The organism is Longimicrobiaceae bacterium (assembly GCA_035696245.1).
Lineage (GTDB): Bacteria > Gemmatimonadota > Gemmatimonadetes > Longimicrobiales > Longimicrobiaceae > DASRQW01.
Window position 1 is genome coordinate 1 of the sequence record DASRQW010000495.1, and the last position, 12,296, is coordinate 12,296.

10 protein-coding genes are annotated in these 12,296 nt (G+C 71.3%); 8 read left to right on the plus strand and 2 right to left on the minus strand.

The window, feature by feature from the left end; genetic code table 11:
- Positions 1-1,527: alpha-1,4-glucan--maltose-1-phosphate maltosyltransferase (locus VFE05_22205; GenBank protein ID HET6232805.1), on the minus strand; the 1,527-nt coding region annotated here is incomplete at its 3' end.
- A 370-nt stretch (positions 1,528-1,897) separates the two neighbouring features.
- On the opposite strand from VFE05_22205, the gene VFE05_22210 reads away from it, so the two are divergent.
- The 3 genes from VFE05_22210 to VFE05_22220 all read left to right on the plus strand — a co-directional run bounded on the left by VFE05_22210 (position 1,898) and on the right by VFE05_22220 (position 5,648).
- The gene (locus VFE05_22210; GenBank protein ID HET6232806.1) at positions 1,898-3,781 is read left to right on the plus strand and encodes an APC family permease; all 1,884 of its coding nucleotides are present in this window, start codon (positions 1,898-1,900) and stop codon (positions 3,779-3,781) included.
- Positions 3,782-4,644: 863 nt separating this feature from the next.
- Entirely contained in the window at positions 4,645-4,923 is a 279-nt protein-coding gene (locus tag VFE05_22215) for a hypothetical protein (GenBank protein HET6232807.1), read from the plus strand.
- Positions 4,920-5,648 carry a TIGR04290 family methyltransferase gene (locus tag VFE05_22220; protein ID HET6232808.1) on the plus strand — a complete coding sequence of 243 codons (729 nt, stop codon included), beginning with the start codon at positions 4,920-4,922 and terminating at the stop codon, positions 5,646-5,648. Before VFE05_22215 ends, VFE05_22220 begins: the two co-directional genes overlap by 4 nt.
- On the opposite strand, the gene VFE05_22225 is transcribed toward VFE05_22220, so the two are convergent.
- Positions 5,594-6,511, minus strand: a complete 918-nt coding sequence (locus tag VFE05_22225; GenBank protein HET6232809.1) for a hypothetical protein — start codon at positions 6,509-6,511, stop codon at positions 5,594-5,596. The genes VFE05_22220 and VFE05_22225 overlap by 55 nt on opposite strands.
- 19 nt (positions 6,512-6,530) lie before the next feature.
- Here VFE05_22225 and VFE05_22230 point away from each other — a divergent pair, with 19 nt between their 5' ends.
- From VFE05_22230 to VFE05_22250, 5 genes are all read left to right on the plus strand, one after another.
- Positions 6,531-7,658, plus strand: coding sequence for an NAD-dependent epimerase/dehydratase family protein (locus VFE05_22230; GenBank protein HET6232810.1), 1,128 nt, complete (start codon positions 6,531-6,533; stop codon positions 7,656-7,658).
- A gap of 14 nt (positions 7,659-7,672) precedes the next feature.
- On the plus strand, positions 7,673-8,752 hold the full coding sequence (locus tag VFE05_22235; protein ID HET6232811.1) for a GDP-mannose 4,6-dehydratase: 1,080 nt from the start codon (positions 7,673-7,675) through the stop codon (positions 8,750-8,752).
- 63 nt (positions 8,753-8,815) lie between these two features.
- Positions 8,816-9,874, plus strand: a complete 1,059-nt coding sequence (locus VFE05_22240; protein HET6232812.1) for a zinc-binding dehydrogenase — start codon at positions 8,816-8,818, stop codon at positions 9,872-9,874.
- Positions 9,871-11,190 carry a Gfo/Idh/MocA family oxidoreductase gene (locus VFE05_22245; GenBank protein HET6232813.1) on the plus strand — a complete coding sequence of 440 codons (1,320 nt, stop codon included), beginning with the start codon at positions 9,871-9,873 and terminating at the stop codon, positions 11,188-11,190. The genes VFE05_22240 and VFE05_22245 overlap by 4 nt, the downstream gene beginning before the upstream one ends.
- Positions 11,187-12,296 (plus strand): glycosyltransferase family 4 protein (locus tag VFE05_22250; GenBank protein ID HET6232814.1); only part of this gene is annotated, 1,110 nt, incomplete at its 3' end. The genes VFE05_22245 and VFE05_22250, both read left to right, overlap by 4 nt.

Genomic DNA, 12,296 nt, shown 5'->3' on the forward strand with positions numbered 1-12,296 from the left:
GGCGCTCCCCTCGCACAGCTCGAAGCCGCTGTAGATGCCGTACAGCGAGGAGAGCGTGGCGGCGAGGACCGCGCGGATGATGAAGGCCGGGCGGCCGCCCGTCTGCAGGAACTCGGGGTTGATGTCGGGCGTGTTGGGGAAGAGGTTGCCCCGGTAGTACTCCTTCATGGGCCCCTGCGTCAGCTCCGTGAAGTACTCCTGGATCTCCCCTTTGAAGTTCCGCCAGGTGAAGTAGGTGTACGACTGGGAGAAGCCAGCCTTCGCCAGCGCCCGCATCATCTTGGGGCGGGTGAATGCCTCGCTCAGGAAGATCACCTCGGGGTGCTGGCTCTGCACCTCGCGAATCATCCACTCCCAGAACTGCACCGGCTTGGTGTGCGGGTTGTCCACGCGGAACACGTCGACCCCCCGCTCCACCCAGAAGAGGACGACGTCGCGCCACTCCTCCCACTGCCCCTGCCAGTCGTCTCCGTAGAAGTTGAGCGGGTAGATGTCCTGGTACTTCTTGGGCGGGTTCTCGGCGTACTTGATGGTCCCGTCCGGCCGCACGTAGAACCATCCGGGGTGCTTCTCCACGTACGGATGGTCCGGCGAGACCTGGATGGCGAAGTCCAGCGCCAGCTCCAGCCCGTGCTCGCGCGCGGCGGCCACGAGCTCGCGGAAGTCCTTCAGCGTCCCCAGCTCGGGATGCACGTCGCGGTGCCCGCCCGCGGCGCCGCCGATGGCGTACGGCGAGCCCGGCTGGTCCTCGCCCGCGCCCAGCGTGTTGTTCTTGCCCTTCCGGAACGCCAGGCCGATGGGGTGGATGGGCGGGAAGTACAGCGTGTCGAAGCCCATGTCGCGCACGTACGGCAGCTTGGCGATCACGTCGCGGAAGGTGCCGTGGCGGTTCGGATCGTCACTCATGGACCGCGGGAAGAGCTCGTACCAGGCGGCGAAGCGCGCGGCCACGCGGTCCACCTGCACCGGCAGCACGCGGTCGTACTCCGTCAGGTCGCCGCGCGCGGGAAAGCGCTCCATCCACCGCAGCAGCTCCGGGTCGAGCGCGGAAGCCACGCGCTCGGCCAGCGTGTGCGTGCCGTTCAGCTCCGCCAGGAAGTACGCCAGCCGCCCGCCGTCGGCCCCCGCGGCGAGGGCGATGGACGCCTCCACCATCCCGCTGCCCTCGCGAAGCTCCAGCTCCACGTCCTGCCCCGCGTCGTACTTCTTCTCCAGGTCGTGCACCCAGGTGCCGAACTGGTCGGTCCAGGCGACCACCGTGTAGAGCCAGCGGACGTTGCGGTCGACCACGAACGAGCCCGCCCAGCGGTCGTTGTCCACGAACGCCATCCGCACTTCGCGCCACTCCGCCTCGTCCTCGGGCCGGTAGCGCACGGCGGCGGCGATGGCGTCGTGCCCCTCCTTGAAGATGTCGGCGCGCACCTCCAGCGTGTCGCCCACCTCGCGCTTGATCGCGTAGCGCCCGCAGTCCAGCTCGGGCTCCACGCTCTCGATGACGACCTTCCAGCGTGCGTCGATCCCGGCCATCGGCTCTCCACCCGTTCTTGTCCGCCCGTAGGTTCCCTCGCGAAGCCCGCCGCGGGCCGCAAGCGGTGTGCCCTGGCCCGGGAATGGGATGCCAGCGGGAGATGTGCGGCGGCGCGAAGTCCATCTCACCGCGGGTGCAGCACCACGTGCGACGCTGTTCTACGGATGAACGCCGATCCCTGGCGTGGCGCGGAATCCGCCGCCCCCGGCCGGGGCGACGGAAGTGCGTCGGCGTACCCGGAGGCTCGTGGCGGGACCGAAGATGCCGTTGCGGCGTTGGTACGCTCGCGGCTCGCCGTCTGCATTGCGGCCGGGGCCGGCGCCGCTGGCGGAGCGGCGCGCCACACCGCTCGGGGGCCAGAAACAACGCATGGGGATTCGGCAGATCCTGTTCGGCCGGCGGCTCCGGTCGGACGAGCAGGAGAGACAGAAGATAGGGCCCCTGGCCGGGATACCGGTGCTGGGGCTGGACGCGCTGGCATCTGCCGCGTACGGGCCCGAGGCGGCGCTGACGGTGCTGCTGCCGCTGGGCGCGGCGGCGAGCGGGCACATCGCCCCCATCAGCGCGGTGATCCTGGTGGTGCTGGGGCTGGTGTTCGTCTCGTACCGGCAGACGATCCCCGCGTACCCGCAGGGCGGCGGCTCGTACACGGTGGCGTCCGAGAACCTGGGGATGCACGCCGGGTTGCTGGCCGCCAGCGCGCTCACCATCGACTACGTGCTGAACGTGGCGGTGGCGATCTCGGCCGGCGTGGGCGCCATCGTGTCCGCCATCCCCGTGCTGCTGCCGTACACGCTGCCGCTGTGCCTCTGCATCCTGGCGCTGCTCACGCTGGTGAACCTGCGCGGCGTGCGCGAGGCGGGGCTGCTCTTCATGGTGCCCACGTACCTGTTCGTGGCGTCGCTGGGCGTCGCGATCGCGTGGGGCGTGGCGAAGGCGTTCGCGGCGGGCGGGCACCCGGTGCCGCTGGCCCGCCCCGCGCACCCGCACGCGGCCACGGCGGCGGCTGGCGCGGCGAGCCTGTGGCTGCTGCTGCGCGCCTTCTCCAGCGGCTGCACGGCGCTCACCGGCGTGGAGGCGGTGAGCAACGGCGTCCCCCTCTTCCGCGAGCCGCGGGCGAAGAACGCGCGCCGCACGCTGGCCGGCATCTGCGGAATCCTCGCCCTGCTGCTCACGGGCATCGCGTACCTGTGCCACGCGTACGGCATCACCGCCACCACGCCCGCCGCCGCGGGCTACGAGAGCGTGCTGTCGCAGCTGGTCGCCGCCGTCGCCGGGCGCGGCACCTTCTACTACATCGCCCTCGCGTCTGTCGTCACCGTGCTGGCGCTGTCGGCCAACACCAGCTTCGCGGACTTCCCGCGGCTCTGCCGCGTGCTGGCTATCGACGGCTTCCTGCCCGCGGGCTTCTCGTACCTGGGCCGGCGCCTGGTGTACTCGCGCGGAATCGTGCTGCTGTCGCTGCTGGCGGCGGGGCTGCTCACCGTTTTCGGCGGCATCACCGACCGGCTGATCCCGCTCTTCGCCGTGGGCGCCTTCCTCGCGTTCACGCTGTCGCAGGCGGGGATGGTGATGCACTGGCGGCGCGAGGGCGGGCCGCACGCGCGGCACTCGCTGGTGCTGAACGGCGCGGGCGCGCTCGCCACGGGCGCCACGCTGGTGGTGGTGGCCGTCTCCAAGTTCGAGGAAGGGGCGTGGATCACCGTGCTCCTGCTGCCCGCGCTGGTGCTGCTGTTCAAGAGCGTCCGCGCCTTCCACGACCACGTGGACCGGCAGACGGAAGAGGAGGGGCCGCTCGACATCGAGAGCGGGCCGCCGCCCATCGTGGTGGTGCCGCTCAAGCGGCTGGACCGCGTGGCGCGCAAGGCGCTGGGCTTCGCCGTCACCATCTCGCACGAGGTGCTGGCGGTGCACATGCTCACCAACGAGCACGGCGTGGAGAAGCTGTCCGAGCGGTGGGCCGAGTGGATCGAGTGCCCCCTGCGCGAGGCGGGGCTGCCCGTGCCGCGGCTGGTGGAGGTGCCGTCCAGCTACCGCGAGGTGACGGGCCCGCTGCTGGACTACGTGCGGCAGCTGGCCCGCTCCAACGAGGGGCGCTACGTGGCCGTCATCATTCCGGAGACGGTGGAGCGCAAGTGGTATCACCTTCTCCTCCACAGCCACCGCGCCACCGTCCTCAAGGGCCTGCTCTTCTTGCGCGGCGGCCCGCAGGTCATCGTCATCAACACCCCCTGGTATCTCACCCGCACCTGAGCGGCCGGTCTCCACACATCGCACGCGAGAGCCGGCCGGGATCGGTACGTCCGTCGTCTGACGACGATACTGAATCCGCGGACGGAGCTTGTGCCGACGGAGCGAATCCCTCGGCCTGCTGATAATTCCGCTAACGCAAACGATCATACGAAATCCGGGAGAATCGGTGCGGCCAGCATCGCCCTGGCGGCTAAAGCCGCGGGCTACGACGGCGCGAAGCCCACCGGCGTGGGCTGCTACCGATGGTCCGAACCGCTTCGGCGAGACTCCGCGAAAGAAAGTCGATCTACCCGGATCCGGATCACCGATTGCGCTGGATCCGAGCGCATCAGCGTGCGGAAGCGTCTGGGCGCGTCTGCGCCCGGCGCTCCGCCGAACGCGCAGCTCGCTGCCTCTCCGGCGACCTCGGCCGATCGTTCTTCCGACATCCCCCGATCATCCTCGTCGGACAGCCGGCGAACCGCCGCTCGCCCGTCGCCCGCGTGCAACAGGCGGCGGAGTTTCGGGCGCGCTGAGACGGCGGGCCGAAGGATCATCTTCTAAGATCCTCACCTGGTCGCGCCCACGGACGACGGGCGCCGGATGATCCGCCGGAAGCTCGCCCGATGCGCATCTCCCCGGGCCGCCAATGCCCGCGCGAGATGCAGAGTCCGGCGCTCCAGACAGATAGGCGGCGCCGCGGGAGAGAGGCGAAAGTGGACGGATGGTCGGGGGCGGCACACCACTGACGAAGGGGTCCCCGGGTGTCTCTCAGATGGCACGCCCGTTGCTTTGGAGCCCGGCCGAATCCCGGGCCGAATCTGGGAAAAACCTTCGCAGCAGCGTGGTTTTTCAGGTCGTCCGGGTCTCTTCCACACGCCCACATGCTCAGCCATCCACCACCCGACGAGGCGCCCGACGCAGCCGCTCTCCGCGGCCGCATCTTCACCGACCTCGACCAACTCGCATTCGCCCTGGAGATGGAAGCCGCAGAGCTCGTGGAGGCGGGCCGCGACGACGACGCGGTGCGCTGCCAGGAGCGCCGCCTGGGCGTGCGCCTGGCGCAGCGCCTGGTCACCGGCATATGGGCCGACGAGGTGAACGGGCGGATGCAGGCGTGGGGCGACGAATACCTGACCCGGTTCTCGGCGGAGGCGGCATGACGGTGCTGGACGTGGAGGCGAAGGTACGCGAGCTGGGCCCCTGGTTCCACGACCTTGAGATCGGCGGGGTGCGCACGGCGCCGGACCACCCGCTGGGCAACTTCCTGCGCGACCTGTGGGCACAGGTGGAGCCCGCATTCCCGCGCGACATGACGGGGAAGACGGTGCTGGACATCGGCTGCAACGCGGGCTTCTACTCGCACCAGCTGCACGCGCGCGGCGCGCAGGTCACCGCCATCGACCACGACCCGCGCTATCTCGCCCAGGCGCGCTTCGCGGCCGAGGCCACGGGCGCCGACATCGAGTTCCACCAGCTCGACGTGTACCAGGTGGGCCGGCTGGAGCGGCAGTTCGACTACGTGCTGTTCATGGGCGTCTTCTACCACCTGCGCCACCCGCTGCTCGCGCTGGACAGGGTCGCGAAGCTGCCGCGCGAGCGCCTGGTGTTCCAGAGCATGCTGCGCGGAAGCAGGGAGCGGATGCCGCTGGAGAAGAACTACCCGATCGAGGAGACGGCCATCTTCGGCGACCCGCGCTACCCGGCGATGTACTTCATCGAGCACGAGTACGCGGGCGACTGGACCAACTGGTGGGTGCCCAACGAGGCGGGGATGGAGGCGATGCTGCGGTCGGCGGGGCTGCGGATCGACGCGCACCCCGCCCGCGAGGTCTACTTCTGCTCGCCCGCGCCGGAGACGTCGATGGCGGGGCCGGACGTGGCGTAGCGCCGGGCCATGCGCGCGGCGAAGTCGGCGAACTCGGCCGGGTCGCGCGGGGGGCTGGTGTGGTTGGGGCGGATGCCGCGGGCCGGCGGGGTGAAGCAGAGTGTGGCGCACACGTCGAAGGGGGCCAGCGCCTCCATCACCGTGTCGAACCACTCCTCGGAACCGTCGATGTCGCTCTCGTACCAGGAGAGCCCGGTGCGCACCTCGCGCACGCCCAGGCGGTGCAGCCAGTCGACCGCCAGGCGCAGGGTGCGCTCGTCGCGCCACTGGAACCACTGGCAGATGCCGAAGGCGGGGTCGAAGGCGGCGGCGGCCTTCTTGGGCACGCCGTTCCAGCGCAGCAGCCCGAAGTGGAAGTGGCGGAAGTACGAGGTGCCCTCGGCCTGCTTGTGGCGCGTGGTGGCCTCGTACTGCGGGGCCAGGTCCAGCAGCGTGTACCAGAAGACCTTCTCGCCGCGGAGCAGCTCCAGGCTGCGGCGCAGGCCCCAGGCGCCCACCTCTTCGGTGCCGAACGACGAGACGCCGGTCTCGGTGACCCACACCGGCTTGCCGAACTCGCGGCGCAGCGCCTCCAGCTTGGCCGGCCACTCGTCGAGGGGCCACAGGTTCCAGTCGAGCGGGAAGCCGTGCACCGCCAGCACGTCCACCGCGTCCAGGGCGCCCAGCTCGCCCATGCGGCGCAGGAATGCGGGGTCCACGGGCGACATGCCGCCCAGCACCAGCGGCACGGTGCAGCCCTCGGCACGGATGGCGGCGGACGCCTGGCGGACCATGGCGGCGTAGGCGCTCCAGCCCGGGTCGAGCAGGAAGTCCCAGTGCGACAGGTTGTTGGGTTCGTTCCAGAGCTTGAAGGACGTGATCAACGGACAGCGGAGGTGTGGAGTGGCGGAAAGAAGAGTGCTGGTGACCGGCGGCGCCGGCTTCGTCGGGAGCCACCTGGTGGACGCGCTGGTGCGGCGCGGCGACCGGGTGCGCGTCTTCGACAACCTGGACCCCCAGGTGCACGGCCCGGACCGGCGCGCGCCACAGTGGCTGTCGCCGCACGCGGAGCTGGTGGTGGGCGACGTGCGCGACGCCGACGCCGTGAGCCGCGCCCTCAAGGACGTGGACGTGGTCTATCACCTGGCGGCGGCCGTGGGCGTGGGGCAGTCAATGTACCGGGTGGCCGACTACACGGCAACGAACACCCTGGGCACCGCCAACCTGTTGCAGGCGTTGATCGACCGCGAGATGGAGCTGGAGCGGCTGGTGGTCGCCAGCAGCATGTCGATCTACGGCGAGGGCCGCTACGTGCGCCCGGACGGCGCCCCTTCCGAAGCGACGTCGCGCACGGCGGACCAGCTCCGCGCGCACGACTGGGAGCTGCGCGACCCCGACGGCACGCCGCTCGTCGCCAGGCCGACGGACGAGGGGAAGCCGCTGGACCCGACCTCCATCTACGCCCTCACCAAGGCCGACCAGGAGAAGATGGTGCTCCAGATCGGCGAGGCGTACGGCATCCCCAGCGTGGCCCTGCGTTTCTTCAACATCTACGGGCCGCGGCAGGCGCTCTCCAACCCGTACACGGGCGTGGCCGCCATCTTCAGCTCGCGGCTGCTGAACGGCGAGCGCCCGCTCATCTACGAGGACGGCGAGCAGCGGCGCGACTTCGTGTCGGTGCACGACATCGTCCGCGCGCTCCTGCTCTCGGTCGAGAAGCAAGGCGCGGTGGGCAAGGCGCTGAACGTGGGCTCCGGCAGCCCGGTGACGGTGCGCGAGGTGGCGGAGACGCTGGCGAGGGTGATGGAGGTGGAGGCGGAGCCCGAGGTCACGGGCAAGTACCGCGTGGGCGACATCCGCAACTGCTTCGCCGACATAGGCGGGGCGCGCGAAGCCATGGGGTACGAGCCCGCGGTGGCGTTCGACGAGGGGATGACGGAGCTGGTGGGGTGGCTGCGCGAGCAGGAGCGGCCCGAGAGCGGCATCGAGCGTCACGCTGCCGAGCTGGCGGCCCGCGGACTCACGCTGTGAGCAGGGGGAGATTGATGAGCAAGGGGACACATACGCTGGTCACGGGCGGCGCCGGTTTCGTGGGGTCCAACCTGGCCGACGCGCTGCTGCGGGAAGGGCAGAGCGTGATCGTGGCCGACAACTTCTCGCGCGACGGGGTGGCGCAGAACGCGGCGTGGCTGAAGGCGAAGCACGGCAGCCGCGTGCGCATAGAGCGGGTGGACGTGCGCGACGCCGAGCGGATCGCGATGCTGGTGGCCGAGGCGAGCCATGTGTACCACTTCGCGGCGCAGGTGGCGGTGACGACGTCGCTCGCCGACCCCGCGCTGGACCTGCAGACCAACGTGATCGGCACTTTCAACGTGCTGGAGGCGGCGCGGAGGATGAAGACGCCGCCGCCGGTGCTCTTCACGTCCACCAACAAGGTCTACGGCGGGATGGAGGAGGTGGAGGTGGAGCTGGCGGACGGGATGTACCGCTACGCCGACGGCCGCCGCGGCATCACCGAGGCGGCGCACCTGGACTTCCACTCGCCCTACGGCTGCTCCAAGGGCGCGGCCGACCAGTACGTGCGCGACTACGCCCGCATCTACGACCTGCCCACGGTCGTCTTCCGCATGAGCTGCATCTACGGTACGCGGCAGTTCGGCACGGAAGACCAGGGGTGGGTGGCGCACTTCGCCCGCGCGCTCTTCGGCTCCGAGCCCATCACCATCTACGGCGACGGGCACCAGGTGCGCGACATCCTGTGGATCGACGACCTCGTCCGCGCGATGCGGGCGGCGATGGGACGGATCGACGCGGTGAGCGGCGAGGTGTTCAACATGGGCGGCGGCGCGGGCAACGCCGTGTCGGTGCGCGGCGTGATCGAGCGGCTGCGCGAGATCACCGGCATGGACACGCCCGTGCTGGAGGCCGACTGGAGGCCGGGCGACCAGAAGGTGTACGTGAGCGACACGGCAAAGGCGGAACGGATGCTGGGCTGGCGGGCCGAGACGCCGTGGAAGGCGGGCCTTCAGCACCTGGTGGACTGGCTGCACGAGGCCGATCTGGCCGCCCCCGTCGGCGCGTCGCGCGGTGCATCCGCGCCGGCGCTGGCGAAGGCGGCACCCTGAGACGGGGTGCCGCCGGGCATTCCCCGGCGGCACCCCCTTTTTTTCTTTGCTTTGTAGATGCTGATGAACGAGCCAGAGATGAACGGCGCGGAGACGGGCGGCCTGGAGACGGGCGCCGCGGCGGTTTCGGGAGATGCGGAGCGGGCCGCGCCTTCGGCCGCAGGGACGATGCGCGCCGCGCGCCTGCACGGGCCGGGCGACGTGCGGATCGAGGAGGTCCCGCTGCCGGAGCCGGGGCCGGGCGAGGTGCGGATCCGCCTGACGGGCTGCGGGGTGTGCGCGAGCAACCTGGCGGCCTGGGAGGGCACGCCGTGGATGCAGTACCCGCAGGAGCCCGGCAGCCCCGGCCACGAGGGCTGGGGCATCGTGGACGCCGTCGGTTCCGACGTGGACGGTGTCGCGGCCGGAGACCGCGTGGCCGCGCTGTCGTACCGTGCGTACGCGGAGTACGACGTGGCGCCGGCCACGCACGTGGTGCCGCTGCCGGCGGAGCTGGCGAAGACGCCCTTCCCCGGTGAGCCGCTGGGCTGCGCGATGAACATCTTCCGGCGCAGCGGCATCGGCGAGGGGCACACGGTGGGCATCGTGGGCATCGGCTTCTTGGGCGCGCTGCTCACCAAGCTGGCGAAGGACGCAGGCGCGCGCGTGATCGCCATCTCCCGGCGGCCCTTCTCGCTGGCCGTCGCCAGGTCGATGGGGGCCGACGAGACGATCCCGATGGAAGACCACTGGCAGATCATCGAGCGGGTGAAGCAGCTCACCGGCGGCGAGCTGTGCGACCGCGTGATCGAGGCCGTGGGCAAGCAGTGGCCGCTGGACCTGGCGGCCGAGATCACGCGGGAGCGGGGGCGGCTGATCATTGCCGGCTACCACCAGGACGGGCCGCGCCAGGTGAACATGCAGATGTGGAACTGGCGCGGGCTGGACGTGATCAACGCCCACGAGCGCGACCCGCAGGTGTACCTGGACGGCATCCGCGCGGCGGTGGACGCGGTGGTGAACGGCCGGCTGGACCCGTCGCCGCTGTACACGCACACGTACTCGCTCGACCAGCTCGGCGAGGCGCTGGAAGCCACGCGCACCCGTCCCGACGGCTTCCTCAAGGCGCTGGTGACGCCGTGAGCGACCTCCTCACCGCATCGCCGGACAAGGTAGGGACGGCGGACGAGATCGCGGCGGGCCACCTCGCATCCGCCGACGGAATTGAAACGACAGAAAGCCCCGCATCGGCCGAGCATACACGGGGAACGGGCAGCATCGTATCCGCCGAGAAGGTTGGGGAGATGCGTGACGGCGTATCCGCGGAAGAGGTGGGATCGACGGAGAGCATCGTATCTACCGAACACACCGCATCGGCCGGAAGCTTCGCATCCACCGATCACGGCACATCGACCGAAAGCGTCGCATCTACCGAACGCTTCGCATCTGCCGGAGGGATGGCATCTATCGGCAACGCGAGGCCGCGGCTGGGGTTCCTGGGGACGGGGTGGATCGGGCGGCACCGGATGGAGGCGATCGCGCGGAGCGGGGTCGCGGAGGTGGCGATGATCTCCGACCCCTCGGCCGAGATGGTGGCTGAGGCGGCGAAGGCGGCGCCGGGCGCACAGGTGGCCGATTCGTTCGATGCGCTGCTGGACGCGGGGCTGGACGGGATCGTGATCGCCACGCCCAGCGCGCTGCACGCGGAGCAGTCCATCCGCGCGCTGGAGAGCGGCGCGGCGGTGTTCTGCCAGAAGCCGCTGGGCCGCACGGCGGCCGAGGTCCGCGCGGTGGTGGACGCGGCGCGCGCAGCGGACCGGCTGCTTTCCGTCGATCTGTCGTACCGCTTCACGGAGGGGATGACGCGGATCAAGGAGCGGGTGGAGAACGGGGAGTTAGGCCGCATCTTCGGCGTGGACCTCACGTTCCACAACGCGTACGGGCCGGACAAGCCGTGGTTCTACGACCCCGCGCTCTCCGGCGGCGGCTGCGTGATGGACCTGGGCGTCCACCTGGTCGACCTCGCGCTGTGGACGCTGGGCTTCCCCGCGGTCGAAAGCGTGTCGTCGCAGCTCTACGCGGGCGGCGAGCCGCTGGGCGGGCGCACGGACCGCGTGGAGGACTACGCGACGGCCACGGTGGAGCTGGCCGGCGGCGCATCGGTGCGGCTTGCGTGCTCGTGGCGCCTGAATGCCGGGACGGACGCGGTGATCGCGGCGTCGTTCTTCGGCACCGGCGGCGGCGCGGAGATGCGCAACGTGGGCGGCTCGTTCTACGACTTCTCGGCGGACCTCTTCCACGGCACCGGCCGCGAGAGCCTGGCGGCGCCGCCGGACGACTGGGGCGGCGGCGCGGCGACGGACTGGGCGCGGCGCCTGGCCGCGGGCGAGCGCTTCGACCCCGCGGCCGAGCGGCTGGTGGATGTGGCGCGCGTGCTGGACGGGATCTACGGGCGATGAGGATCCTGCTCTCCACCGACACGGTGGGCGGGGTGTGGGACCACACCGTCACGCTCGCCGGCCAGCTCGACGCGATGGGCTGCCAGGTGCTGGTGGCGGTGATCGGCGAGCCGCGCGACGAGCGCCTGGCCGCGTTGCCCGCCGGCGTGCAGACCACGTGGCGCACGTACCGCCTGGAGTGGATGGACGGTGCGGCGGAAGACGTGGCCGCGGCGGGCGAGTGGCTGGCGGGCCTGGCGCGCCTGTGGAACGCGGAGGTCGCGCACCTGAACCAGATGGCGTATGCGGCGGCGGGCTTCCCCTGCCCCGTGGTGACCGCCGTCCACAGCGACGTGCTGAGCTGGTTCGGCGAGACGCTGGGCCAGCGCCCGCCGGCGGAGTGGCAGCGGTACGAGGAATGGGTGCGCGCCGGGCTGGGAGCGTCCGCCGCGGTGGTGGCGCCCACCCGCTACCAAGCCATGCTCACCCGCCGCCACTACGGCGCGGACCGCGTGCGCGTGATCCACAACGGCATCGTGCCGCCCCCCGCTCGCAACGCGGCCCACGGCACGGCGGACGGAGAGGCGCTGATCACCGTGGGCCGCGCGTGGGACCGGGCGAAGGGCGTCCACGTGCTGGACCGCGCGCTGGAGATCCTGGGAGATGCGGCGCCGCCCGCCCACCTGTTCGGCGAGACGGTGGCGCCGCACGGCGAGCGGTTCGCGCCCGCGCGCCTGCGCTCGCACGGCCGCGTGGAGCGCGCGGAGGTGGACGGGTGGATGCACCGCGCGGGCATCTACGTGGCGCCGTCGCTGTACGAGCCGTTCGGCCTGGCGCCGCTGGAGGCGGCGCTGCACGGCTGCGCGCTGGTGCTGAGCGACATCGGCTCGTTCGCGGAGCTGTGGGCGGGCTGCGCGGCGTTCTTCCCCGCGGGCGACGCGGGCGCGCTGGCGGGCGTGCTGCGCGAGCTGTCGGGCGACCCCGCGCGGCGGGCGCAGCTCGCGCAGGCGGCGCGCACGCGTGCCCTCCGCCGCTACTCGGCCGAGCGGATGGCGGGGGAGTACGCGGCGCTGTACCGCGAGGTCGCGGGCGAGCACGTGGGGGCGCGCGTGAGGCCGGCGGCGATG

Excerpts from the sequence above, each read along its gene's own strand:
- VFE05_22210 (HET6232806.1), top strand. The coding sequence starts at position 1,898 with ATGGGGATTCGGCAGATCCTGTTCGGCCGGCGGCTCCGGTCGGACGAG.
- VFE05_22215 (HET6232807.1), top strand. The coding sequence starts at position 4,645 with ATGCTCAGCCATCCACCACCCGACGAGGCGCCCGACGCAGCCGCTCTC.
- VFE05_22220 (HET6232808.1), top strand. The coding sequence starts at position 4,920 with ATGACGGTGCTGGACGTGGAGGCGAAGGTACGCGAGCTGGGCCCCTGG.
- VFE05_22235 (HET6232811.1), top strand. The coding sequence starts at position 7,673 with ATGAGCAAGGGGACACATACGCTGGTCACGGGCGGCGCCGGTTTCGTG.
- VFE05_22240 (HET6232812.1), top strand. The coding sequence starts at position 8,816 with ATGAACGAGCCAGAGATGAACGGCGCGGAGACGGGCGGCCTGGAGACG.